At 68.7% G+C, this 24,664-nt stretch carries 21 protein-coding genes; 3 read left to right on the top strand and 18 right to left on the bottom strand.

Going from position 1 to position 24,664, the window contains the following annotated elements; genetic code table 11:
* Positions 1–36: 36 nt before the first annotated feature.
* The 10 genes from murG to AACH06_RS04435 all read right to left on the bottom strand — a co-directional run bounded on the left by murG (position 37) and on the right by AACH06_RS04435 (position 12,409).
* Positions 37–1,110, bottom strand: a complete 1,074-nt coding sequence (gene murG, locus AACH06_RS04480; protein ID WP_341424424.1) for an undecaprenyldiphospho-muramoylpentapeptide beta-N-acetylglucosaminyltransferase — start codon at positions 1,108–1,110, stop codon at positions 37–39.
* Between the two features lie 136 nt (positions 1,111–1,246).
* Positions 1,247–2,521 (bottom strand): putative lipid II flippase FtsW, encoded by a 1,275-nt coding sequence (gene ftsW / locus AACH06_RS04475; protein ID WP_341424423.1) that lies wholly within the window; start codon positions 2,519–2,521, stop codon positions 1,247–1,249.
* A gap of 76 nt (positions 2,522–2,597) precedes the next feature.
* Complete coding sequence (murD, locus tag AACH06_RS04470; protein WP_341424422.1) at positions 2,598–4,616, bottom strand: UDP-N-acetylmuramoyl-L-alanine--D-glutamate ligase; 2,019 nt, start codon at positions 4,614–4,616, stop codon at positions 2,598–2,600.
* Positions 4,617–4,722: 106 nt separating this feature from the next.
* Entirely contained in the window at positions 4,723–5,904 is a 1,182-nt protein-coding gene (gene mraY / locus AACH06_RS04465; RefSeq protein ID WP_341424421.1) for a phospho-N-acetylmuramoyl-pentapeptide-transferase, read from the bottom strand.
* Complete coding sequence (locus tag AACH06_RS04460; RefSeq protein ID WP_341424685.1) at positions 5,894–7,258, bottom strand: UDP-N-acetylmuramoyl-tripeptide--D-alanyl-D-alanine ligase; 1,365 nt, start codon at positions 7,256–7,258, stop codon at positions 5,894–5,896. The genes mraY and AACH06_RS04460 overlap by 11 nt, the downstream gene beginning before the upstream one ends.
* A 5-nt stretch (positions 7,259–7,263) precedes the next feature.
* Positions 7,264–8,778, bottom strand: a complete 1,515-nt coding sequence (locus tag AACH06_RS04455; protein WP_341424420.1) for a UDP-N-acetylmuramoyl-L-alanyl-D-glutamate--2,6-diaminopimelate ligase — start codon at positions 8,776–8,778, stop codon at positions 7,264–7,266.
* A gap of 14 nt (positions 8,779–8,792) precedes the next feature.
* Positions 8,793–10,619 (bottom strand): peptidoglycan D,D-transpeptidase FtsI family protein, encoded by a 1,827-nt coding sequence (locus AACH06_RS04450; protein ID WP_341424419.1) that lies wholly within the window; start codon positions 10,617–10,619, stop codon positions 8,793–8,795.
* The gene (ftsL, locus tag AACH06_RS04445) at positions 10,616–10,951 is read right to left on the bottom strand and encodes a cell division protein FtsL (RefSeq protein ID WP_341424418.1); all 336 of its coding nucleotides are present in this window, start codon (positions 10,949–10,951) and stop codon (positions 10,616–10,618) included. Before ftsL ends, AACH06_RS04450 begins: the two co-directional genes overlap by 4 nt.
* Positions 10,952–11,027: 76 nt before the next feature.
* A complete protein-coding gene (gene rsmH / locus AACH06_RS04440; RefSeq protein ID WP_341424417.1) occupies positions 11,028–11,960 on the bottom strand; it encodes a 16S rRNA (cytosine(1402)-N(4))-methyltransferase RsmH in 933 nt (310 codons plus the stop codon).
* Between the two features lie 8 nt (positions 11,961–11,968).
* Entirely contained in the window at positions 11,969–12,409 is a 441-nt protein-coding gene (locus AACH06_RS04435) for a division/cell wall cluster transcriptional repressor MraZ (protein ID WP_423221985.1), read from the bottom strand.
* A 305-nt stretch (positions 12,410–12,714) separates the two neighbouring features.
* Between AACH06_RS04435 and AACH06_RS04430 the strand changes: the two genes are divergently transcribed.
* The 3 genes from AACH06_RS04430 to AACH06_RS04420 all read left to right on the top strand — a co-directional run bounded on the left by AACH06_RS04430 (position 12,715) and on the right by AACH06_RS04420 (position 16,041).
* Positions 12,715–13,587, top strand: coding sequence for an alpha/beta fold hydrolase (locus AACH06_RS04430; RefSeq protein ID WP_341424416.1), 873 nt, complete (start codon positions 12,715–12,717; stop codon positions 13,585–13,587).
* A 109-nt stretch (positions 13,588–13,696) separates the two neighbouring features.
* On the top strand, positions 13,697–14,479 hold the full coding sequence (locus AACH06_RS04425; RefSeq protein ID WP_341424415.1) for a response regulator: 783 nt from the start codon (positions 13,697–13,699) through the stop codon (positions 14,477–14,479).
* On the top strand, positions 14,476–16,041 hold the full coding sequence (locus AACH06_RS04420) for a hybrid sensor histidine kinase/response regulator (protein WP_341424414.1): 1,566 nt from the start codon (positions 14,476–14,478) through the stop codon (positions 16,039–16,041). The genes AACH06_RS04425 and AACH06_RS04420 overlap by 4 nt, the downstream gene beginning before the upstream one ends.
* A gap of 23 nt (positions 16,042–16,064) precedes the next feature.
* Here the strand turns inward: AACH06_RS04420 and AACH06_RS04415 are convergent, their stop codons facing one another.
* From AACH06_RS04415 to AACH06_RS04380, 8 genes are all read right to left on the bottom strand, one after another.
* A complete protein-coding gene (locus AACH06_RS04415; protein ID WP_341424413.1) occupies positions 16,065–17,399 on the bottom strand; it encodes a sensor histidine kinase in 1,335 nt (444 codons plus the stop codon).
* A 4-nt stretch (positions 17,400–17,403) separates the two neighbouring features.
* Positions 17,404–18,075, bottom strand: coding sequence for a response regulator transcription factor (locus tag AACH06_RS04410; RefSeq protein ID WP_341424412.1), 672 nt, complete (start codon positions 18,073–18,075; stop codon positions 17,404–17,406).
* Positions 18,076–18,135: 60 nt separating this feature from the next.
* Positions 18,136–18,978 carry a DeoR/GlpR family DNA-binding transcription regulator gene (locus AACH06_RS04405; RefSeq protein WP_341424411.1) on the bottom strand — a complete coding sequence of 281 codons (843 nt, stop codon included), beginning with the start codon at positions 18,976–18,978 and terminating at the stop codon, positions 18,136–18,138.
* Positions 18,975–20,021 (bottom strand): amidohydrolase family protein, encoded by a 1,047-nt coding sequence (locus AACH06_RS04400; protein ID WP_341424410.1) that lies wholly within the window; start codon positions 20,019–20,021, stop codon positions 18,975–18,977. Before AACH06_RS04400 ends, AACH06_RS04405 begins: the two co-directional genes overlap by 4 nt.
* 174 nt (positions 20,022–20,195) lie before the next feature.
* Positions 20,196–21,194, bottom strand: a complete 999-nt coding sequence (locus AACH06_RS04395; protein ID WP_341424409.1) for an N-acetylglucosamine kinase — start codon at positions 21,192–21,194, stop codon at positions 20,196–20,198.
* Positions 21,178–22,386: an SIS domain-containing protein gene (locus AACH06_RS04390; RefSeq protein WP_341424408.1), complete on the bottom strand. Its 1,209-nt coding sequence runs from the start codon at positions 22,384–22,386 to the stop codon at positions 21,178–21,180. Before AACH06_RS04390 ends, AACH06_RS04395 begins: the two co-directional genes overlap by 17 nt.
* Before the next feature lie 40 nt (positions 22,387–22,426).
* Positions 22,427–23,743 (bottom strand): D-tagatose-bisphosphate aldolase, class II, non-catalytic subunit, encoded by a 1,317-nt coding sequence (locus AACH06_RS04385; RefSeq protein ID WP_341424407.1) that lies wholly within the window; start codon positions 23,741–23,743, stop codon positions 22,427–22,429.
* A complete protein-coding gene (locus AACH06_RS04380; RefSeq protein WP_341424406.1) occupies positions 23,740–24,663 on the bottom strand; it encodes an EamA family transporter in 924 nt (307 codons plus the stop codon). The genes AACH06_RS04385 and AACH06_RS04380 overlap by 4 nt, the downstream gene beginning before the upstream one ends.
* Between the last annotated feature and the right edge of the window lies 1 nt (position 24,664).

Here is a 24,664-nt window from a genome sequence, read left to right as displayed (position 1 = left end):
CCATGGCCTTGAACGTGCCGTGTGTGACCGCGTGGTTCATGACGCGAGCCTTTCGATTTCATCGGCCACCTTGGCAGCCGCTTGGGGGCGCGCCAGCAGCTTGGCCTTTTGAGCCATCGCCAGCAGTTGCTCCCGGTCCAGTTTCTGCAGCTCTTCGGCCAGGCGCTGCGGGGTCAGCTCGGTCTGCGGCAGGTGCAGCGCGGCGCCGCGCTCGGCCATCCAGTGGGCGTTGTCGCGTTGGTGGGCGGTGGTGCTCACCACCAGCGGCACGAGCACGCTTGCCACGCCGGCGGCACACAACTCGCTCACCGTGATGGCGCCGGCCCGGCAGACGATCAGATCGCAGATCTCGAGGTAGCTGGCCATGTCGTCGATGAAGGGCTGCACCTCGGCTTGCACGCCCAGCGTGGCATAGCGGCCGCGCACCTCGTCGAGGTGGGCCATGCCCGTCTGGTGCATGACCATCGGCCGCTTGTCGACCGGCATTTGCGCCAACGCAGCCGGCACGATCTCGTTGAGCACCTTGGCGCCCAGGCTGCCGCCCACCACCAGCATGCGCAGCGGCCCCTTTCGGCCCTCGAAGCGCACCTCGGGTGGCGCCATGGACTCGATCTCGGTGCGCACCGGGTTGCCGGTGACCAGACCCTGCTTCACCTTCGACACCGCCGGCCCATCGAAACCGAAGGCCACCCGGTCAGCCACCGGCAGCAATGCCTTGTTGCTCAGCAGCAGGCCCGCATCGGCGTTGACCAGCATCAGGGGCTTGCCCAGCAGCGAGGCCATCAGCCCCCCCGGGAAGCACACATAGCCACCCATGCCCAGCACCGCGTCGGCCGAGCGCCGGCGCAGGATGCGCGCCGAATCCCAAAAGGCCTTCAGCATGCGCAGGCCGCCGGTCAGCGTCTGCCACAGGTTCTTGCCACGCAAGCCGCTGAAGGCGAGCCGGTCCATCTCGATGCCCGAAGGCGGGACCAGCCGGTTCTCCATGCCGCCTTCGGTGCCGAGCCAGCTCACCGCCCAGCCCCGGGCCTGCATTTCGCGCGCGACTGCGAGCCCCGGGATGACATGCCCGCCCGTGCCAGCGGCCATGATGACCAGATGGCGCGTCATGCGCGGCCTCCGCGCATGAGTTGGCCATGTTGGTTGCGGCCGGCCGCCCAAGCGGCCTTCACATCGCGCGGCGATGTGAGCCTGCACCGGAATCGCCCACCCGCGCACAGCGCGGCCGTCATGTGGAACATGCCGGTCATGCGCGGCCTCCGCGCATGAGTTGGCGATTCTCTTGGTCGACGCGCAGCACGATGGCCAGGGCGACGAGGTTCATCAGAATGCCGGAGCCGCCGTATGAAAGTAGGGGCAATGTCAAGCCTTTGGTGGGCAGCAAGCCCAGGTTCACGCCCATGTTGATGAAGCTCTGGCCGCCGAACCAGATGCCGATGCCCTGGGTCATCAGGCCGGCGAAGACGCGGTCCAGCGCGATCGCCTGGCGGCCGATCACGAAGATGCGGCGGGTGAGCCAGAAGAAGGCCACGATCACCGACAGCACCACCACAAAACCGAGCTCCTCGCCGATCACCGCCAGCAGGAAGTCGGTGTGCGCCTCAGGCAGGTAAGAAAGCTTCTCGATCGACTGCCCGAGCCCTTGGCCGAACCATTCGCCGCGGCCAAAGGCAATCAGCGAGTGGGTCAGCTGGTAGGCCTTGCCCTGGGCGTAGTCGGGGTTCCACGGATCGAGGTAGGCGAAGATGCGCTGGCGGCGGAATTCGCTGAAGGCGATCATCAGCACGAAGGCACCCACCAGCACCATCACGCTCAACAGGAACATGCGACCGTTCACGCCGCCCAGGAAGAGGATGCCCAGCGCGACCGCGGCGATGACCATGAACGCGCCCATGTCGGGTTCGGCCAGCAGCAGCACGCCGATCACGCCCAGCGCCACCGCCATCGGCCACACCGCCTTGACGAAGTTCTCCTTCACCTCCATCTTGCGCACCATGTAGCTGGCCGCGTACATGGCGATGGACAGCTTGGCCAGTTCGCTCGGCTGGAAGCTCATCACGCCCAGCGGGATCCAGCGGCGCGCACCGTTCACGCCTTTGCCGATGAAGGGCAGCAGCACGATGATCAGCAGCGCCAGCGAGGCCGCAAACAGCCACGGCGCCCACTTCTCCCACACGGCGATCGGGATCTGCAGTGTCACCAGTGCCGCGACGAAACCGATGGCGATGAACATCGCCTGGCGCGTCAGGAAGTAGGTGGGCGAGTAGTTCGCGAACTTCGGGTTGTCGTGCATCGCGACCGAGGCCGAATACACCATCACCAGGCCCAGGGCCAGCAGCGCCGTCACCACCCAGGCCAGCGTCTGGTCAAAGCCCGACACGGCGCTCGGCTTGCCGCTGCCCACCGAGACCCAGTCCCGAATCGGCAACCGCTCGCCGGCCGCCCGCGCACTGGGCCGCCAGGCGAGCAAGCCCGCGAGACGCTCGCGCCAGCCGGGGGTGATGGCCCGTGCGCCACTCATGAGCGGAGCCCCCTGCGTCGCTGCGCGCCGATCCCCCCACGGGGGAGCGAGTGGCTTCGGAACGGCCGTGCGCCACTCATTCCAACACCTCGCCCCGCTCGGAAGCGATGTCGCGCACGGCTTGGGCGAACACGTCTGCCCGATGCGCATAGTTGCGGAACATGTCGAGGCTCGCGCAGGCCGGGCTCAGCAGTACGGCGTCGCCCGATTGGGCTTGCTCGAAGCACCACCGGACGGCCGCCTCGAGCGTGGCGTGGCGTTGGGCCGGCACGCCGGTGGGCGCCAACACGGCCTCGATGGCCTCGGCGTCTTTGCCGATGGTGGCCACGGCGCGCACGTGGCTTGCCACGGGGGCCGCCAGGGGGCCGAAGTCCTGGCCCTTGCCGTCGCCACCGAGGATGACCACCAGCTTGCCGCTGTCGCGATCGGCCCCGAGCCCGTTCAAGGCGGCCACGGTCGCACCGACATTGGTGCCCTTGCTGTCGTCCACCGCCTCGACGCCGCCCACAAATCCGATCGATTCGACACGGTGCGGCTCGCCACGGTAGTCACGCAGGCCATGCAGCATCGGCGCCAACGGGCAACCGATGGCGGTGGCCAGCGCCAGCGCCGCCAATGCATTCGAGGCGTTGTGGCGGCCACGGATGCGCAGCGCATCGGCCGGCATCAGCCGTTGCAGATGGATCTCTTCGTCTTCGTCCTTGCGGCGCTTGATGGTTTCGTCGGCCGGCAGGGCCCGCACCAGCCAGGCCATGCCGCCTTCGGTGACCAGGCCGAAATCGCCTGGGCGCTGCGGCGCGTCCAGGCCGAAGCGCAGCGTCGGCCGGGTGATGGCCTTGGCCGCCTTGCCACGGCCACCCTTGACCATCACCGGCGCCGGCACCATGGCCTCGACCATCGCGTCGTCGCGGTTGATCACCATCAGGGCCTGCTCGCCGAAGATGCGCGCCTTCGCGGCGGCATAGGCCTGCATGTCGCCATGCCAATCCAGGTGGTCCTGCGTCACGTTCAGCACCGTGGCAGCGCTCGGCTCGAAACCCTGCACGCCGTCCAGCTGGAAGCTCGACAGCTCGAGCACCCACACGTCGGGCAGGTGCTCGAACACAGGCGCGGCGGGCGGCGGCGGCGCCAGCTGCAGCGGCGCCTCGTCGTCGCCGGCGGCCTGCTCCAGCGGCACGTCGATCGCGGCCGCAGGCAGGCTCAGCTCCACCGTGAGATCGACCTGGTTGCCCACCGTGCTGACATCGGTGGTCATGTCGACCTGGTTCGCGGCGCCGGTCACGTCGACAGCGAGGTCGACCGAGTCGGCCACGCCCGTCACATCCACCGGCACATCGATCGAATCGGGCGTCAGACCGGTGGCCTCGAGAGGCATCGGCACGGTGCGGTCGTCCAACGGGCGCCCGTCGACGAAGGCGCCCGGCAGCGTCGGTTGCTCTTCCTCGGTGGTCGCGATGGGCGCCGGCGCAGCGGCCACCGCCGGCATCACTTCGTCGAGCAGCGCCTGCGGCAGCGTGATGTCGTCGGGCTGCGTGTCCGCGGCTTCCTGTGGGGACGCTTCCGGCTCCAGGTCGAGCGCGGCGGCCAGGGTGTCGAGCATCGTCGGGCCGATGTTGCCCGCGGTCGCCACGCGCAAACCGGTGCGAGCCACCAACACCGAGGTGAGGGACGTGGTGGTGGTCTTGCCGTTGGTGCCAGTGATCGCCAGCACCTTCGGCGCGTAGCCACGATCGGCCTTGAGGTCGGCCAGTGCACGGGCGAACAGATCCAGCTCGCCCTGCACGGCGAGGCCTCGCGCGCGGGCGGCCCTCAGCAAAGCCGCGATGCGCTCATCGGCGGGCGCGAGGCCGGGGCTCTTGAGCACCAGCTTCACATCGGCAAGGTCGCCCTGCCCTTCGAGCCGCTCGGCGGGCAGAGCGCCGCTGATCAAGACCGCCTCGGGGGCGGCGAGCGCCAAGGCCTGAGCCTGAGGGGGCGTCTCGCGCGAATCCCACACGCGCACCCGCGCGCCGTGGCGAGCACACCAACGCGCCATGGCCAGGCCCGAATCGCCCAGGCCCAGCACCAGCACCGACAGATCCTTCAAGTGCTTCATGCCTGTCCTCCCCGGAGACGGCCGCTCGGCCCGCGGCAGCGCCGGCCTTCCGCCTGCGGGTGACGAGCCACTGGGGTCGACGACGGATGCAGTGTGTTCATCGTCATCACCGCAGCTTCAAGCTCGCCAGGCCCACCAGGCAAAGAAGCATCGTGATGATCCAGAAGCGGATCACCACCTGCGTCTCGTTCCAGCCCGACTTTTCGAAGTGGTGGTGCAGCGGCGCCATCAGCAGGATGCGCCGGCCCTCGCCGTACTTCTTCTTGGTGTACTTGAACCACGCCACCTGCACCATCACCGACAGCGCTTCGACGACGAAGACGCCACCCATGATGCCCAGCAGGATCTCCTGGCGGGTGATCACCGCGATCGTGCCGAGCGCACCACCGAGCGCCAGCGCGCCGACATCGCCCATGAACACCTGCGCCGGGTAGGCGTTGAACCAGAGGAAGGCCAGCCCCGCGCCCGCGATGGCGGCGCAGAAGATCATCAGCTCGCCCGCGCCTGGGATGTAGGGGAACAGCAGGTACTTCGAGTACACCGAGTTGCCGGTGACGTAGGCGAAGATGCCCAGCGCCGAGCCCACCAGCACCACCGGCATGATGGCCAGGCCATCGAGCCCGTCGGTGAGGTTGACCGCATTGCTGGCGCCAACGATGACGAAGTAGGTCAGCCCGATGAAACCGAACACGCCCAGCGGGTAGCTGATGGTCTTGAAGAACGGCACCATCAGGTCGGCCTTGGGGGGCAGATCGTTCGAGAAGCCGCTCTGTACCCAGCGAAGGAACAGCTCGAGCACCCGGATGTTCGACGTTTCGGACACGCTGAACGCGAGGTAGATCGCCGCGACCAGGCCGATCAACGACTGCCAGAAGAACTTCTCGCGCGAGCGCATGCCCTCGGGGTCTTTCAAGACGACCTTGCGCCAGTCGTCCACCCAGCCGATCGCGCCGAAGCCGAAGGTGACCAGCATCGTGATCCACACGAAGCGGTTGCTCCAGTCGCTCCAGAGCACGGTGGCCACCGCGATGCCGATCAGGATCAAGGCACCACCCATCGTCGGCGTACCGGCTTTCACCAGGTGGCTCTGCACGCCGTACTCGCGGATGGGTTGGCCGATCTTCAGCTCCGTCAGCCGACGGATCACCCACGGCCCGAAGACGAGGCCGATGAGCAGCGCGGTCATTGCCGCCAGCACCGCCCGGAAGGTCAGGTACTGAAAGACGCGCAGGAACCCGAACTGCTCGGGGTACAGGCTCTGGAGCCACTGGGCCAGGCTAAGCAGCATGGGTGCCTCCGGACTGCAAGGCGGCGACGACCTGCTCCATCTTCATGAAGCGGGAGCCTTTGACCAGCACCGACGCATACGGCAGCGCTTCGTTCAGCGCAGCCAGCAACTCGGCGACTGTCTCGAAGTGACGTGCGCCGGCCTCTTGCGCCGCATGGCGCATCAACTCGCCGGCACACCAGATCGTCTCGATGCCACGGTCGCGCGCATAGCGCCCCACTTCGGCGTGGAAGGCCGGGCCTTGGTCGCCCACCTCGCCCATGTCGCCCATCACCAGCCAGCGCGGGCCCGGCAACTCGGCCAGCACATCAATGGCGGCGCGGACGGAGTCGGGATTAGCGTTGTAGCTGTCGTCGATCAGCGTGCGCGGCTGCCCGGCCACGCTGAGCGGCTTGACCTGAGAGCGCCCTTTGACGGGCGTGAAGGCCGCCAGGCCTTGGGCGATGGCCTCCAGCGGCACACCAGCGGCCCAGGCCGATGCGGCGGCGGCGGCGGCGTTCTTCACGTTGTGGCGGCCCGCGATGTGCAGCGCGAAATCAACGCGGCCATTGGAGGTGTCCAGCCCAACCTGCCAGTGGTCCAGCTGCCAGTGGGCGCTCGCGCGCACGTCGGCCGGGCCATCGACGGCAAAGGTCAACACGCGGCGCTCGCCCGAGATCTCGCGCCAAAGCGGCGTGTACACCTCATCGGCCGGGAAGACGGCCACGCCGTCGGATGGCAGCGCCGCGATCACCGAGCCGTTCTCGCGCGCCACCGCCTCGACCGACTGCATGAACTCCTGGTGTTCGCGCTGGGCGTTGTTCACCAGCGCCACGGTGGGCCGCGCAATGGCCGCGAGCTCGGCGATCTCGCCGGGGTGGTTCATGCCCAGCTCGACCACCGCCGCCCGATGCCCGGCATTGAGCCGCAGCACGGTGAGCGGCACGCCGATGTGGTTGTTCAGGTTGCCCGCAGTGGCCAGGGCGCCTTCGCCGTGCGCCGCCCGCAGGATGCTGGCGATCATCTGGGTGACCGTCGTCTTGCCGTTGCTGCCCGTCACCGCCACCAGCGGCAGCTCGAAGCGCTGCCGCCAGGCGGCCCCCAACGCTTGCAGCGCGGCCAACGGGTCGTCCACCTGCAGGCCCGACAAGCCCGCCTCGGCGATGCCGCGCGAGGCCAGCGCAGCGACCGCGCCGGAGACGCGCGCGGCGTCCAGGAAATCATGCGCGTCGAAGCGATCGCCCTTGAGCGCCACGAACAGGTCGCCAGCCTGCAGTGTGCGGGTGTCGGTGTGGACGCGTGCGAACGCCACACCCCGATCGCCGATCACCTGGGCGCCCGGCAGCATGCCCTGGGCCTGTGCGAGCGTCATCATGGGCTTCACACGCGGCTCCTCTGGGCGAGCGCCAGCGAGGCCTCGACCGCATCGGAGAACGGGTGCTTCACGCCGTCGATCTCCTGGTAGTCCTCATGGCCCTTGCCGGCGATGACGATGACGTCTCGCGCGTCAGCCACCGCCACCGCGCGGTGGATCGCCAGCCGGCGGTCCACTTCCATGTCGGTCTTGCCGGCCGCCGCGGCAGGCACGCCGGCCATGATCTGGTCGAGGATCGCCGCCGCCGGCTCGCGGCGCGGGTTGTCGCTGGTGACGATCACCTGGTCGGCCAACCGGGCGGCGATCTCACCCATCAGCGGGCGCTTGGTCGCGTCGCGGTTGCCGCCGCAGCCGAACAGGCACCACAACTTGCCGCCACGGGCCTCGGCCAGCGGGCGCAAGCCTTTGAGCACCTTGTCCAGCGCGTCAGGCGTGTGGGCGTAGTCGACCACCACTTCCGGCGCCTGGACAGCCCCATCGGTGCCCACCCGCTGCATGCGGCCCGGCACCGGCGTCACCCGCTGTGCGACGCGCGCCGCAGCGGCCAGCGGCACGCCCAGGGCCCGCAGACCGCCGATCACGACGAGCAGGTTGCTCACGTTGTAGTCGCCGATCAAGCCACTGGCGACCGGTGCACGCTGCAGGCCTTCGACCACGTCGAAGGCAAGCCCCCCGTCGCGGTAGCCCACGCCCTCGGCCCGCAGGCGGGCTTCGTCCTGCGCAGAGACCGTCCACAGCTCCAGCCCTTTGCCGGCCAGATCGGCCACCAGGGTGGCGCCATGGGGGTCGTCGACGTTGATCACCGCGGCGCGCAGGCCCGGCCAGGCGAACAGGTCGCGCTTGGCTGCCCAGTAGGCCTCCATGCTGCCGTGGTAGTCCAGGTGATCCTGGGTGAAGTTGGTAAACAGCGCCACCTCGATCGCGGTGCCGGCCAGACGCTGCTCGACGATGCCGATCGACGAGGCTTCGATGGCACAGGCGCCGAACCCTTCATCGACCATGCGGCGGAAGCCTTGCTGCAGCACGACCGGGTCGGGCGTGGTGAGTCCGGTGAACTGGATCTGCCCTTCGCGCTGGCCCGGCTGGGGGGGCTCGCCGATGCCGAGCGTGCCGACCACGCCGCAGCGTGTGCCCAACTGGGTGAGGCACTGCGAGGTCCACCAGGCGGTGGATGTCTTGCCATTCGTACCAGTGGTGGCGACCACTCGCAGCGCACCGCTGGGTTGGCGGTAGTAGGCGCTGGCGATCAGGCCGGTGGCGGCCTTGAGCTGCGGCAGCGTGGCGACGCGTGCATCTTCGAAGCCGAAGGCCTCGACACCATCGCGATCGACGAGACAGGTGGCCGCCCCCCGCTCGAGCGCCTGGCGCACGTACTGGCGACCGTCGTTGGCATAGCCAGGCCAGGCGATGAACGCATCGCCAGGTTGAACCTCGCGGCTGTCGGTGCGCAGCGCACCAGTGACCCAGGAGCTGAGCCATCGCGCGGCGGCGTCGGGGCTTTTCAGGTGGGTGAGGGGCATGGGGATCTCAAATCTCAATGGGTGGGCTGGCCCGCGTCGTCGGCACGGGCCACGGCCAGGGGCTTGCCCTTGTCTGGCCGGCCAGGCTTGCCGGCCTGTGCCGTCAGCGTCGGTGCCTTCACTTCCAGGTCGGGCGGCACGCTCAACGTGCGCAGCGCCTGCTCGACCACCACCTTGAACACGGGGGCGGCCACGAGGCCGCCGAAATAGACGCCGCTGGGCTCGTCGATCATCACCGCCACGACGACCCGCGGGTTGTCGATCGGCGAGATGCCCGAGAACCAGGCGCGGTGCTTGTCGCTGTTGTAGCCACGGCCTTCCTGCTTCTCGGCCGTTCCGGTCTTGCCACCAGCCGAGTAGCCGACGGGCTGGGCTAGCGGCGCGGTGCCTTCCTTGCTGACCGTGCCGCGCAGCAGCTGGCGCATCGTGCGCGCTGTCTCGGGCTCGAAGATGCGCACGGCGGGCAGCGCCTCTTCACCCTTGATGAGGCTGAGCGGCGCCAGCTCGCCGTCGCGCGCCAGCGCGGTGTAGGCGCGGGCGATCTGCAGCAGCGAGGCCGACAGGCCATAGCCGTAGCTCATCGTGGCCTTCTCGACCGGCTTCCAGGTCTTCCACGGCCGAAGCTTGCCGGTGGCCGCCCCGGGGAAGCCGATCTGCGGCTTGGTGCCGAAGCCGAGCGCGGCGAACATCTCGCCCATTTCCTTGTTGTCCAGCCGCTGCGACATCTTCACCGTGCCGACGTTGCTGGACTTTTGGATCACCTGGGCGACGGTCAACGCATCGTGGGCGTGCGAGCCATCATTGACCAACAAGGGCCCGACCTTGAACGGGTGGGTGTCGAGCACGGTCTCGGGCTTCACAAAGCCCTTCTCCAGCGCCATCGAGACGACGAACGGCTTCACCGTGGAGCCGGGCTCGAACACATCGGTCACCGCGCGATTGCGCAGTTGCGCCCCCGTGAGATTGCGTCGCTCGCTGGGCAGGTAGCTCGGGTAGTTGGCCAACGCGAGGATCTCTCCACTCTGCGCATCCAGCACCACCACGCTGCCAGCCTTGGCCCGGTGCTCCTGCACCGCGTCGCGAATGCGCTGGTAGGCCAGTGCCTGCACTTGCGAGTCGATGGTGAGCTGCACATCGCGGCCATCGCGCGGGTCCACCGGCTCACCCAACTCTTCGACGATGCGGCCCAGGCGATCCTTCACCACGCCACGCGAGCCACCGTGGCCCTGCAGTTGGCGCTGGAACGCGAGCTCGATGCCTTCCTGGCCCTTGTCCTCGATGTCGGTGAAACCCACCACATGGGCCGCCGCCTCGTTCTCGGGGTAGCGGCGGATGTAGCCCGGCTCGATCGTCAGGCCCTTGATCTTGAGCGCCTTGATTTGCTGCGCCACGCCATCGTCGATCTGGCGCTTGAGCACCAGATAGGCGCCGCCATCGGCCAGCTTGGCGTCGAATTCCTTGACGGGCATGCGCAGCAGCGACACCAGCGCGCGCTTCTGCTCGTCGTTGGCCTTGAACTGCTGCGGGTTGACGGAGATGGTCGGCGCGTTGACGCTGATCGCGAGGATCTGGCCATGGCGATCGAGGATGCGGCCGCGGCTGGCCGGCAGTTGCACGGTCGAGGCGTAGCGCTCTTCACCCTTCTTCTGGAAGAAGTCAGATTCGAGCACCTGCACATACAGCGCCCGGCCCGACAGCGCCAGGAAGCCCAGGCCGACCATCATCACCAGGAAACGGCTGCGCCACGGCGGCGTCTTCGACGCCAGCAGCGGGCTGGTCGAATAGTTGACACCGCGCACCGAGTGCGCCGAGGTTGATCCTTGCCGCTGCACGGTTCTCATCGCGCGACCTCCACCGTCGGGCCAGAGGCTGACGACGCTTCTTGCGAGGGCACCCCGGCGGCACCGCGACGGGTGTCGTTCACGTAGACGGTGACATCGGCCGTGGCCAGACGCATCTGCAGCTTCTCGCGTGCGGTGCGCTCGACCTTCAAGTGGGTGGCCTCGGTGCGGCGCTCGGCATCGAGCCGCTTCGCATCGGCGGCGAGTTGGGTCTCTTCGGCCTTGGCGCGCTCGATCTCGGCGAACAGGCGCCGCGATTCATAGCTGGTCTTGACGAGCCAAAGCCCGCTGACGACCAGCGCCACCAGCAACAGCACGGACAGGCGGGTCATGACAATGGTGCCCCCAAGACCCTGCGGGTCGCCCCCCCGAGGGGGAGCAAGCTGCTTCGGAGCGGCCGTGCGCAGCTCATGCCTCCAGCCTCTCTGCCACCCGCAACACCGCCGACCGCGAGCGCGGGTTGGCGGAGATTTCGGCTTCGCTGGGCTTGATGCGCGCCAACGGCTTCAGACGCAACTCGCGGGTGGGCGGCGCGAAAGGCGCGCGGCGATCGATCTCTTCGCGGCTTTCGTGCGCGATGAAGGTCTTCACGATGCGGTCTTCCAGCGAATGGAAGCTGATCACCGCCAACCGGCCAGCCGGCGCGAGCAGGGCCAACCCGGCACTCAGCCCTTGTTCGAGCTCTTCAAGTTCGGCATTGACGTGAATCCGAAGAGCCTGGAACGTGCGCGTTGCAGGGTCCTGGCCCGGCTCGCGGGACTTGACCGAGCGTGCCACGAGTTGGGCCAGTTCGGCAGTGGTTCGAACAGGATTCCCGCTCGTGCGGCGAGCAACAATCGCCTTTGAAATCGATGCAGCAAACCGTTCTTCGCCATAGTCACGTACCACCTGGGTGATCTGGCGCTCGTCCGCACGGGCCAGGAAATCGGCGGCGCTTTCGCCGCGCGTGGGGTCCATGCGCATGTCCAGTGGGCCGTCGAAACGGAAGCTGAATCCGCGTGCCGGATCGTCGATCTGCGGCGAGCTGACACCCAGGTCCAGCAGCACACCATCCACCCGTTCGACACCGCGCTCCGCCAGCTCGTCGCGCATTTGCGCAAAGCTGGCGTGGCAGATGGTGAAGCGGGGGTCGGTGATGGCGGCGTCTCCTGTGGTGGCGGCTGCGATGGCTTCCGGATCCTTGTCGAACGCGAACAGGCGCCCGGCAGGCGCCAGTCGGGTCAGCAGCAGCCGCGAATGGCCGCCGCGCCCGAAGGTGCCGTCGACATAGGTGCCCGCCGGATCGAGCACCAATGCGTCGATGGCCTCGTTCAACAAGACCGTGGTGTGCGCAAAAGCCATGGTCGCCTCTAGATGACCAGGTTGCGCAACGCGTCGGGCATCGGCTGGGCGAGGGTCGCTTCCTCGTTGGCCAGATAACGCTCGCGATCCCAGATTTCCATCCGCCCGCCCATGCCGACGAGCATCAGCTCCTTGTCCAGCCGGGCCCAGCTGCGCAACTCGGGCGACAGCAGGACACGCGACCCGCTGTCGATATCGACATCGATCGCACTGCCCAGGTAGAGACGGCGGAAGTTGTCGGCCTCCATCGGCAGCGCCAGCAACTTGGCGCGGAACTCGACCCAGGCCGGGCGGGGAAACAGCAACAGGCAACGCGAAGGGCTCTTGGTCAAGGTCATCTGACCCGCGCACAGGGCTGCCAGCGCGTCGCGAAAACGAGCAGGCACAGTGACCCGCCCCTTCCCGTCCAGCGAGAGGGCTGATTCACCCTGAAACACGAACTCAGACACGATGGCCCACTAAATTGCACTTTCCCCCACTTTATCTCACCGCGCGCCACAGGGTCAACGAAATGAGAAGAAAAATTCAATGAAATCAGTCACTTAGCAAAGAAACGTCAAGTTCATTGCGCAGAATGTCTTTTAAAAGCAAGGACTTGCGTTCGCCTCTCAAAGTGATGGGTGAGCTACCTCCCTAGCACGAGGGCGTGACAAAAACAAATGAAACAAAGCAAGCTCACGCCATGAAGCCGTCATGCAACGCGTGTTGACGACAGTGACGGCACGGTGCCCCCGGGCACCAGGAGGGACACCCAATGAACGCCATCAGCCTGCTCAACAGCCTGTCCAAGCCCGCCGCGCTGCACCTGCGCGAAGAGGGCCAGGGGGCCACCGTCGTCTGCCTTCATTCCAGCGCCAGCAGCCACGTCCAGTGGCGCGGCCTGACGAACCAGCTCGGCGACCACTGGCAAACCATGGCCGTCGACCTGCACGGCCACGGCCGCAGCCCGGCCTGGCCGGACATCACCCCCAACACGCTCGATGTGGAAGCGCTGGCCGTGATCGACGCGGTCCGGCGCGCCGGCCCCGCTCCTGAAGGCGTCCACCTGGTGGCGCACTCCTACGGCGCGGCCGTGGCCCTGCAAGTGGCGCTGATCGAGCCACTGTGGGTGCGCTCACTGACGCTCTACGAGCCGGTGGCGTTCGGCATGATCCACGCCATGGCGCCCAGCGACGAGTGCCTGGCTGAGATCGAAGCCACCGCCAAGACGGTCGAGATCGCCGTCGAGGCCGGCGACCTGGACGGCGCCTCTCGCCGTTTCATCGACTACTGGAGCGGCACCGGCACCTGGGACGCCATGCCCGCCCCCCAGCGCGAAGCCATCCGCAGCCGCATCGCGATGATCCCGCGCCACTTCGAGGCGCTGTTCGCCGCCCGTTGGGCGAACCGCCCGCTGGGCAGCTTGATGATGCCCACGCTGCTGCTGCACGGCGAGCACACCCGCGCTCCGGCGCGGCGCGTGGCCGAGTTGATCGCCGACGCGCGCCTGCCGCGCCTGCGCAGCCGCCAGTTGCCCGATGCGGGCCACATGGGCCCGATCACCCACGAAGCCCAGGTCAACGCGGCCATCATCGGCCACCTGCAGGAACAGGCCGCCGCCAGCGCGATGGCCGCCGCTTTCGCCTGAGCACGTCATGGGGCTGGACGGGTTCGTTCACGAGCCGCTACAAGAGGAGGTCACGACACCGCCCTGGCTGTCGATAAACTCGGCGTTCCACCATCTCGAGGTGAACGTCATGCCCCAGGCCGAGGGCACCGCCAGTCCCCTGTTGTTGGTCGTCGACGATGAGCCCGAGCTGCGCTCGCTGCTCGCCGAGTATTTCGGCCGCCACGGCTACCGGGTACGCACCGCGGAAGACGCCGCCGTCGCGCGCCGGGCGGTCACCGAGGAAGCCCCCGCCCTGGCGGTGCTGGACATCAACATGCCCGGTGAGAACGGCCTGTCGCTGGCGCGATGGCTGCGCGAGTTCCACCCGCGCATGGGCCTGGTGATGCTGACCACGGCCAGTGAAGCGGTCGACCGCATCGTCGGCCTCGAGGTCGGCGCCGACGACTACCTGCCGAAGCCCTTCGAAGTTCGCGAACTGCTGGCGCGCATCCGCTCGGTGTTGCGACGCACCGAACTCGGCGCCGGCGCTCCCGCCGCCCCGTCGCTGGCCTCGGCGCCCACGCTGACCCCTGCCCCGCTTGCCACCACGCCGCGCCGTGTGCGCTTCGGCAGCTGCCAGCTCGATCTGGACGAGCGCCGGCTGCTCGCCGCCGACAACACCGACATCGAGATCAGCGCTGCCGAGTTCGACCTGCTCGCGCTGTTCGCCCGCAACCCCAACCGCCCCTTGAACCGTGACCAGATCATGGAACAGGCGCACAACCGCGGCTGGGATGTGTTCGACCGCTCGATCGATCTGCGGGTGATGCGGCTGCGCCGCAAGATCGAGCGCAACCCCGACAAGCCCGAGCTGATCAAGACCGTGCGCAACGTCGGCTACGTGTTCGTGCCGTCCGCACCGCACGCATGAGCGATGCCGGCAGCGCCGACCTGCCGGGCCTGCGGCACGGTGCAGCGCTTCGATCGGCGATCGCCGAATCGGCCCCCGCCGCGCTGATCGTCAGCGACGAGAGCGGGCGCATCGTCGAGTTCAATCCCGCCGCCGAGGCGATGTTCCAGCAGCCGCGCTCACGCGCGATCGGGCGGCGCATCGCGGCACTGGTCATGCCGGCGCGCCACCACGCACTGCACGAGCAGGCGATGGCGCGGCTTCGAGCAGGCGAGTCGTCTCAGCAACTGGGCCAGATGCATCTGCATGGCCTGCGGGCCGATGGCAGCGAATTGCCGATCGAGATGCTGATGTGGCGCACCGACCTGAACGGGCGCGCCTACTACACGGCCTCGCTGGTGGACATGACCGAGGTCCACAACGCCACGCAGGAGATCGAGCGCCAGCGCGAAGCCTTGCGGCAGAGCGAAAAGCTCACGGCGATGGGCAGCCTGCTGGCCGGCGTGGCACACGAGCTGAACAACCCGCTGGCCATCGTGATGGGGCGGGCCAGCCTTCTCGAAGAGAAATGCGACCGCGACCCCGAGCTGCGGGCCGAAGCCCAGCGCATCCGGCAGGCGGCCGAGCGCTGCGGCCGCATCGTGCGCACCTTCCTCAACATGGCCCGCAGCAAGCCGTCTCAGCGCGGGCCGGTGAGCCTGAACGAGATGGTGCGCGCAGCCGCCGACATGCTGCAATACGGTTACCGCACCCACAACATCAGCCAGGAGCTGGATCTCGGCGAAGGCCTGCCCCCGGTGGTGGCCGACAGCGACGAGATCGGCCAGGTGGTGATGAACCTGCTGATCAACGCCCAGCAGGCCGTGGCCAGCCGCGAAGGGCCGCGCCGGGTGCGCGTGCAAAGTGGCGTGGAGCCCCGGCGCGACAACCGCGAGCCGCGTGTCTGGCTGCGCGTCGAAGACAACGGTCCGGGCGTTTCAGCCGCCGTGCGCCAGCATGTGTTCGAGCCCTTCTTCACCACCAAGCCCGACGGCCTGGGCACCGGTCTCGGGCTCGCGATGTCGCGATCACTGGTGCGCGCACACGGTGGCGATCTGATGCTCGAGGCGGGCTCCAGCCTGGGCGGCGCCAGCTTCCGACTGAGCTTGCCGATCAGCGGGATCGCCGAGCCCGACGGCCCCGCACCGGCCCTGCCCTCGCCGGCCGCATCGCAACTGGTGCGGGTGCTGGTGGTCGACGACGAGCCCGAGCTGTCCGAGTTGATGCGCGAGATGCTGGAAAGCGCAGGCTACGACGTGGCCACCGCCGAATCCGGCGCGGTGGCGCTGGAGATGCTCGATCTCGCCCGCTTCGACGTCATCGTTTGTGATCTGCGCATGCCCGACATGGACGGGGCCACGCTGTGGCGCGAGGTCTGCGCTCGCCACCCGGGCCTCAGCCGCAGCCTGCTGTTCGTCACCGGCGACACCCTCTCGGCCGACGCCAGCGGCTTTCTCAAGCTCACCGGCTGCGATTCGCTCGACAAGCCCTTCTCCAAGACAGATCTGCTCACCAAGGTGGCCACGCTGCTGAGCGCCAGCTGAAGCGGTCGTTCGCTGCTGCGCACTCAGCGCGGGGGCCGATCGTCCTCTTCCGCCGCCAAGGGGGTCAGGCGCACCTCGAACCGGTCGACGCCCGGCTCGGTCTGCAGCGACAGACCGCTCGCCTGGGCGTACAACTGCGCGATGAGCAGGCCTTGGCCCAGGTGATCGGGCGAGGGTGTGCCCGGCTGGCGGGGCTCGTGTTCGTTGGTGATTCGCAAAACCCAGGGGCCCCAGGCGCCCCCGACGCGGCCGATGCCCCCAACGCGGCGGGCCTCGATGGTGAGCTGCATGCGGCTGCCCGACCGGGCATGCGCGATCGCGTTGCCGATCAGGTTGTCCAGCAGCGCGCGAAGCAAGGTCGCCGGTGCCAGCGTCTGCAGCCTCTCGGGCACCGCCTCGTCCCACGTCAACCCGCGCTGCGCTGCTGCCCCTTGCTGCGCTTGCACCGCCGACCGGGCCAGCGCCACCAGGTCCAGCGGGGCAGCGGCTTCCTCCTGGCCGCGCTGCACCCGGGCCAAGCGGAACAGCGCGGTCAGCAGGCCGTTCATCCGATCGGCCACGCCGCGCATGTCGGCCAGCACGGGCTGGACCGGCGCGCCAGCTTCTGCCTCCAGCTCGGCCAGATCGACGAGCGAACGCAGCTCGGCCAGCGGCGTGCGCAGCTCATGCGCCGCATGGGCGAGAAAGCCCCGTTCACGCTCGCGCTGCACCACCATCCGTTGCACCAGGGCATCGAAGCGGCGGGTGCCCAAGCGCAGCGCCCCGATGCCCAGCAACGGCAGTGCGATGGCCCCCAGCAGACAGACACCGGCCAGCGGCACCAGCGAGCCGGTCAACTCGCTCTCGGGACGTCCGACCATCACCTCGACCTCGTGATCCTGGATGGTCTGGCCGGTGCGCTCCAGCGTTTCCGCATCCAGGCCCCAGTTGGCGCGGATGCGGTGCGACAGCAGGCGGATCGTGCGGCCATCCGGCAGCCGCGCCTGCTCGGCATGCGGCGGTGCGTTCAGGGCCGGCGCCGGCTGGGGCCGGGGCATCCGGGCACCGAGGCTGTCGAGCGATTCCGAGTGGTCGAGCAACTCGCCGTTCTCGCCGTCCCAGACCTGGAAGATGCGGTCGCCGCCGGTGAGGTACATCCCCAGCGCCTCGGGCTCGATGTTGACGAAGATGTCGCCATCGACATAGACCTGGGTGATGTTGCTGATCGTGCGCAGATCGTCGGCGAGCGCACGGTCGAAGGCCGCCGCGCGCTCGGCGTGCCCGATGGCATAGACCGCCCCGAAGACGAGTGCCGCCACGGCAAACAGCAGTGCCGAAATTCGGCCGCGCCAGCGGCGCTCGAAAGCGCTGGCCGACATCGCGTCAGCGCTCCAGCATGTAGCCTTCGCCGCGCAGCGTGACGATGCGCGAGGCCTGCCCCGGCTCGTCGATCCAGCGTCGCAGCTGCGACACCGCCGCCTCCACCGAGTTGCTCTGCAGCTCCTTCGCGTCGGGGTAGAGCTTGGCCTCGATCGTGGTGCGCCGCACCACGCAGCCGCGCTGGCTGGCCAGCAGCTCCAGCAGCAGCCGTTCGCGGCGGCGCATGGGCAGCACCTGGCCCTGGCGCCGCACTTCCTGCCGCACGCGGTCGATCAGCAGATCGCCCACTTCCAGCGGCGCCACACCGGGGTCGGCCGCCTGGCGTGCGGCGAGCACCCTCAAGCGCGCAGCCAGCTCGCGCAAATCGAAGGGCTTGGGCAGGTAGTCGTCAGCCCCCGCCTCGAAGCCCTGTAGCTTGTCCTCGATCTCGGCCAGGGCGCTGAGCATGAGCACCGGCGTGCGCACCTGCTGCGCGCGCAGGCGCCGCAGCAGCTCCAGCCCGTCGAAGCCCGGCAGCATCACGTCGAGTGCGATGACGTCCGGCTGCATCTCGGTGGCGGCCCACAGGCCGCTCGGGCCATCATGCGCCTGTTCCACCACCAGCCCGAGCCGGGTGAGGCCGCGCACCAGGCTGTCGCGCAGCACCGGCGAGTCTTCGATCAGCAGCACTTTCACGGCGATGCCTCCGCGCAGGCAACGCCCGCGCATCTGGACCCCAGCAGGCTTGACATGCCGCTACACCAGCACCACGTCCACTCCGCGCGCGCGCAACGCAGCCACGCTGTCGGGGTGCGCGCCCTCGTCGGTGATCAGCGTGTGAATCTGCTCCACCTTCGCGATCACCGACAGGCTGCGGCGCAGCAGCTTGGAAGAATCGGCCACCGCGATCACCTGGCGCGCCGCGCGGATCATCTGCGCATTCAGCTGCGCCTCCAGCAAATGCGGCGTCATCAGGCCGATTTCCGGATCAAGGCTGTCGACGCCCAGAAACAGACGATCGGCCTGCAGGCCGGCCAGCGAGGCTTCGGCCTGGGGGCCGGACAACGAGAACGAATTGGGCCGCAACACGCCGCCCAGCATCACCAGCCGCACATGCGGCGCCTGGGCCAACGTCACCGCCACGTTCAGCGCATTGGTGATGACGTTGATCGCGTGCAACCGCAATCCGCGGATCTGCTTGGCGATCTCGCCGGTGGTGGAGCCCGAATCCAGCAAGATGGTGTCACCGTCCTGGATCATCGTGACCGCCGCGCTGGCGATGCGCACCTTTTCGGCGTGGCGCAGACTCTGCTTGATCTCGATCGGCACCTCTTCGCCATCGCGGTGGGCCAGCGCGCCGCCATGGGTGCGCACGATCTGGCCGGTTTCGGCGAGCGCATTCAAATCGCCGCGGATGGTGACCAACGAGGTATTGAAGCGTGCGGCCAACTGCTCGGTGGTGACCTTGCCCTTTTCCTCGATCAGCGCACGGATCTCCCGCCGGCGCTCTTCCAGCAGCAGCGGCGCTTCCTCGCCCTCGCCGCTGCGGGGCGGGCGGCCCGCTGCATGGCCGGGCCGGGGTGCGTTCTTCGTCGTCATCGTGGGGTGGTTTCCTCGCCTGAGCGATCGTAGCGCCAAGCCCGCGACCAGGCGGCGGGGAATACTCGCTCGGCGTTGCGTCGGTAGAGCTTGTCGATCACGGTGGCGGGCAGGTCCAGGCCGCGGAAGCGGGCCGGCAGGTCGGCGTGGCGCTGCCACTCGCGGGTGACGAGAAAGCGCCAGTCGGCCCGCCAGGTGGCGTGGGCCTCGGCGGCGACCTCGGCGTCGCGCTGGCCCTCGGCCACCGACAGGTCGGTCCCATAGAGCAGCCGGTCCTGGTAGCGCAGCATGAAGGCGCGCACCTCGTCGTGGTGGTCGATCGCCTGATGCTGCAGGTGACTCATTCGCGCGGCCAGGTCGACCGTGGCCTGCGGGAAGCGATCGAGAAACTCGGCCAGGCGGGCCACGCTCCATTCGAGCGAGGCCAGGTGAACACCCACGTAGCGCAGCCTCGGGTGGCGCCGCAGCAGGTGGTCGCGGGCCGCCAGTTGTCGGGCCTGGTCGGGCCATTCGGGGTGTTGGGCCAGGTGGTACTGAGGGTGCGTGGCGAAGTACTCGCGATCACCTCGTGTCGTCATCTGCGCCAGCGGCAACCAGGCATTGCGGGGCTCCGCCTGATGACCCAGCAGCACCCATCCGTCTTGGTCGAGCAGGTCGAAGAGAGGCCGAAGGCGCTCGTCGTCGATGAGCACCGCTCGGCCTTGGCTGTCGCGCAGCGACAGGCCCAGGTTCTTCCACACTTTCACGCCCTGTGCGCCCAGCGCGCGGGCCCGCTGCAAACGCGCCTCGGTGGCCAGCCACCACGTCGTGGACTCGAATCCCTCAAAGGGCAGGCTCACCACCCAGGCGACCTGCTCGGGGTGTGCCTGGGCCAAGGCGACCGCGTCACGCTGCTGCTCGTCGAGACCCGGAAAATCCGGCGCTTCGGCGTTGATCGTCAACAACCGGAAGCCGTCGCGCCGAGCGGTGGCCAAGCACTGCGGCAAGGTGCCATGCAGGTGAACGTGGGCATCGATCTTCGGCACACGAGCGAAGTCGGCCATGGTGTAGCGATCACCCGGCGCGGCACGGGCAGTTGACCACCCTGCCGCGAGAAGGAGGGCCGCTGTGGCCAGCAGCCGCCCGACCTTTTCGGTGCTCTTTCCAACGCCCTGTCCAGAGCCATGTCGAGCTCCCTTTTGGCCACCAGCAGGGCCAGCCGCGCGCGACCCCACCGCTCAGCCCTGCTCCACCGGCGCCGCGTGCACCGGGTCGGCGGGGTGGCCGAGGCGCTCCAGGGCCTCGGGCGACCACGACCAGCCGGCCAGGCGCGCGGCCTGCAGCGCGGCGCCCACGGTGGGGCTGAACCGCGGCGTCATCAACTGCGCCGACGGCCATCTCTCGGCCAGCAGGCGGCGAAAGGGGTCGAGCACGAGCGAATCGGCCTGGAACACGCCCCCTGAGTACGACACCGGCAGCACCGCCTCGGCCGGCACCTGTAAACGCCGGGCCGTGGCCACCACGATGTCGGCCAACTGCGAAGCCGCCGCCACGAAGATGGCTCGCGCACCCGCGTCTCCCGAACGCGCCGCCTCGGCCACCCAGGGTGCGAGGCCCGCCAGGCCGCTGCGGCCCAGACCATCCGGGCCATAGACCGCGGCGCACAGGTCGAGGTCGTCTTGCAAGCCGAAGCGCTCGCGTCCCAGCGCCAGCAGCGGCCCGGGTTCGGCGCGGCCATCGCTCATGCGTGAAAACAGCGCGAGCCCTTCGCGGGCGATCCAGTAGGCGGAGCCCTCGTCGCTGAACAGCTCGCCCCAGCCGCCGGCCCGGGCCTCTCGGCCTTGCCATTCGCCGTAGGCGATCGAGCCGGTGCCCGCCACGATGTTGACACCGTCGCGGCCGCCCAGCGAGCCGGCCCAGCCGCAGACCATGTCGTTGCCGCACCGGTAGCGCCCTGCAGGCAAGAGCCCCTGTGGCAGCGCATCCAGGCGCGGCTGCAGCCGGCTGTCTTCGCCGTGGCACGGCAGGCCGATGAAACTGAAGGTCAGCGCCTGCGCCTCGGCACCGGCCGCCTGCAGCACCGCTGCGATGCCGCGCCGCAGCACCTGGGCCACCGCGTCCAGCCCCACCTCGGGGTGATAGAGGCTCCCGTCGACATGCCGGGCCAGCACGCGGCCCTCCCCATCGATGAGCGTGAAGGCGGTCTTGGTTCCGCCACCGTCAATGCCGAGGAACATGCGTCACCGCGGGTGTGTCGAGAAAGGGGTGGATGGTCACGCCGCGAACCACCCGGTTCACGGTGCCCGAAACGCTGGGATTGTCCGGCGACAACCCGAGGTGCATCGACTGCAGCAGCGCGAAACGCTGGGCGAAGACGACGCAAGGGAAGGCCAAGGCCAGGTCCGGGGCGGCCTCGAGCCCTTCGATCTGCACATCGTCGGACGCTGCAGCAGCGTCGCCGAGGATCGGCTGGCCGCTCAGGGCCAGCACCCGGGCAGCGCGCTGGTCACGTCGCAGCTCAGCCAACAGGTCGAGGTCGTACTGGCGGGTGTAGGGGTCGTTCGAGACGAACATCACCACCAGTGTGCGGTCGTTGACGATGGTCTTCGGCCCATGGCGAAACCCCAGCGGTGAATCGTGGCTGGCCACGATGCGGCCATCCGTCAGCTCCAGCAGCTTCAAGGCCGATTCGCGGGCCAGCCCCTGCAATTCGTTGCTGCCGAGGTAGACCACCCGCTCAAAGTGCTGCTCGACCAGCGCCTGAGCCAGGGGCAAGCCCTGGCTCAGCAGCGACGCGGCCGCGCGCGCGATGGCTGCGGCCGGATCGCCCGCGCCCAGCAGCCCGAAGACCTGCGTCGCCGCGAGCAGCAGCGAGGTGAACGACGAGGTCATCGCAAAGCCGCGGTCGTGCGTCTCGGCTGGCAGCAGCAGGGTGCGCGCGTTGGCGCGATCGGCGGCCAGCCGCCTCAGGTGACTGTCCGGGTTGCAGGTGAAGATGAGGTGCTGGCAGTCGTCGACGAAACGGTCGGCCAACTCCAGCGCCGCCACGCTCTCCGGGCTGCTGCCGGAGCGGGCAAAGGACACCAGCAGCGTCGGCACGTCGCGCTGGAAGTACAGGTGCGGCCCCGCCACCAGGTCGGTGGTGGCCACGGCGTCCACCCGCAGCCCCGTGTGGCGCATCAGGGCCGGCGCCAGGCATTGGCCGATGAAGGCCGACGAGCCCGCGCCGGTGAGCACGATCCGCAAGCCTGGCGTGGCCAGGCAACGGGCCACGAAGGGCTCGCTCATGTCCTTCGGGCCGGTCTGCGCTTGCACCAGGGCGCTCACGCGGGCCCACACATCGGGTTGCTGCGCGATCTCGCGCACCGTCCAGCTGGCGCCCGGGGGCATGCGCTCATCGAAGGGGGTCGCTTGGGGAAGTGAAGTCATCGTCTAAGGCTCCCTGGCCTGTTGTTGTCTGCAAGTGGGTTCATGTCAGGGCCAGATCGGGCTCGCGGGTGATCGCCTCGCCGGTTTCCGGCGTGCAGGCGGCGACGTACTGCCGCAGCACCTGCCCCACGCCTTCGTGCAGCAAGGCACCGACGGCGTTGGGCAGCACGCCGTCGCGCACCGCGGCGTATTGCAGCGGCAGGTACTGGCTCAGCAGCGTGAGCGGCAGCGGCCCGTCACCCAGCCGATTCAGCATGCGGGCGCAGGCCTCGCGCACCTCGGGTTGAGCCCAGTAGTAGCGGATCCGGTCGCTCAGCGAGAACTGCAGGTCCAGACGCTGCCGCGCCGGATCGCTGTAGTACTTCTGCCAGTGCTGCGGCCGCGCTTGCATCACGCCCAGCACCACGTCCTTCAGGTGCGACCCCTCGCCGTCGCCGAGCCATTCGCGCTCGATCTCGGCCAGGCCCCACAGCGCCTCGCGCAGCGCGAAGGTGGCCCCAGGGCCGATCTTGACGATCGCGAAGTGATCGCGCACGAGCGCCTGCAAGGCGGCGGGTGTCTGGTAGTCGGTGGAGTGGGCTTCGTAGATGAGATGCGGTTCGTGCTCGATGAAGGCGCTGAGTGCCTTCGCCTTCGGTGCCACGTAGTCGATGACCTTGTGATGGTCGAACTCGACACCCGGCTGCACCACCAGTCCGATGACCCGCGGCCAGGCGGCTTCCAGGCCCCACCGGCCGAAGGCGTCGCGGTGCGAGGCGATCGTCTGCGCCGCAGCGTCTGACCGCGTCACCGCCAGCTCCTGCAGGTCTTCATGCGCACCGCCCGGCACCGGCACCTCGGTGCCGATGACATAGACCGGCGCCTCACCGCCCACCCTGGCGTGCGTCTTCTCGGCCACCGCGCACAGGCGTGCAGCCCGCTGGGCCACGACCGCCTCGGGCAGCACCGGCGGATCGTCGGCACAGGCCATCGAGCAATCGAGGTGGATCTTGCGAAAGCCCGCTTCCACATACTGCTCGATCAGCGCTTCGGACTTGGCCATGGCGCTGTCTGCCGACTCGCCCTGCCAGCAGTTGGGGCCCAGGTGGTCCCCGCCCAGCAGCAGGCGATCGCGCGGAAAGCCCGCCTCGTCGGCCAGCCTCATCACGAAGGCGTGGAAGTCGGCCGGCTTCATGCCGGTGTAGCCGCCGAACTGGTTGACCTGGTTCGAGGTTGCTTCCACCAACAGCGGCGAGCCGGTGCGCAGCGCCTCTTGCATGCCCGCCCGCAACACCACCGGGTGTGCCGAGCACAGGGCGTAGATGCCCACTGCTTCGCCGGCCTTGTGACGCCCGACCAACTCGAGCAGCGCCTTCATGCCCTGGCTCCTTCGCCAGAGGCGCCCGTTGAGCCGCCTGCATCGCCCTCGGGCTGAAGCGCCAGCAGCAGCGCCGCCAGCAGCGCCAGGCCGATGCCCGCCATCTTGAAGGGGCCGGGCACCGCGCCGGCCACCAGCAGCGCGATCACCGCGGTGAGCAGCGGTGCGCCGGCGTTGACCAGCGGCGACACGACGATGGCCTTGCCATGGCGAAACGCGTGCACCAGCGTGAGCGCACCGATCGAATTCAGCACCTGGATCACCGCCGCGAGCCCCGGCCCGTTCCAGCCCCAGTTCACCGGCTGAGAAAAGTCGGTCATCACGACCGCCACCGGGATCGACAGCACGGCCGAGAGGGTCATGTAGACGAAGATGCTCTCTGCGCTCATCGTCGCGTTGGCCAGCTTGATGAAGTAGGCCTGCACGCCCCAGGCCACCAGCACTGCCACCGCCAGCAGGAACCACGGGCCGAGCTCGCTGTGGCCGCCGGGCGTGTAGTCGAACAGCGGCAGGCTCAGCAGCGCCAAGGCGATGCCCAGCATGCCAAGCCGCCCGGTGCGCTCGCGCAGCAGCGCGAACGACATGGCGATCGTCAGCGCGGGCGACAGCGAAATGATCGGGAAGATCAGGTACGCCGGGCCGGTTTTCACCGCGCGAAACAGCAACATCTGACCACCGGCGCCGAGCAGCCCAATGGCCAGGCCCAGCGCGATGCTGCGGCGATCTTTTTGCACCACGCCGCCGGCACGCCGCCAGGCGTAGATCGCCGGGGGCACCATCGTCAGCGCCCAGACGGCGTAGACCAGCGTGTCCGGAAAGCCATGCTCGGTGGGCAGGCCGGTGAAGGCGCCCCACACGCCCCAGGTGAGCATGGTGAGCAGGGCGAAGCCCAGCCAGTTCGAGGAAGAAGGAGTTGTCATG

Source organism: Ideonella lacteola (genome assembly GCF_038066555.1).
In the GTDB taxonomy this organism is placed as follows: Bacteria; Pseudomonadota; Gammaproteobacteria; order Burkholderiales; family Burkholderiaceae_C; genus Ideonella; species Ideonella lacteola.
The sequence above is the reverse complement of the archived record's forward strand: the minus strand, read 5'-3'. Positions and strand labels throughout refer to the sequence as shown.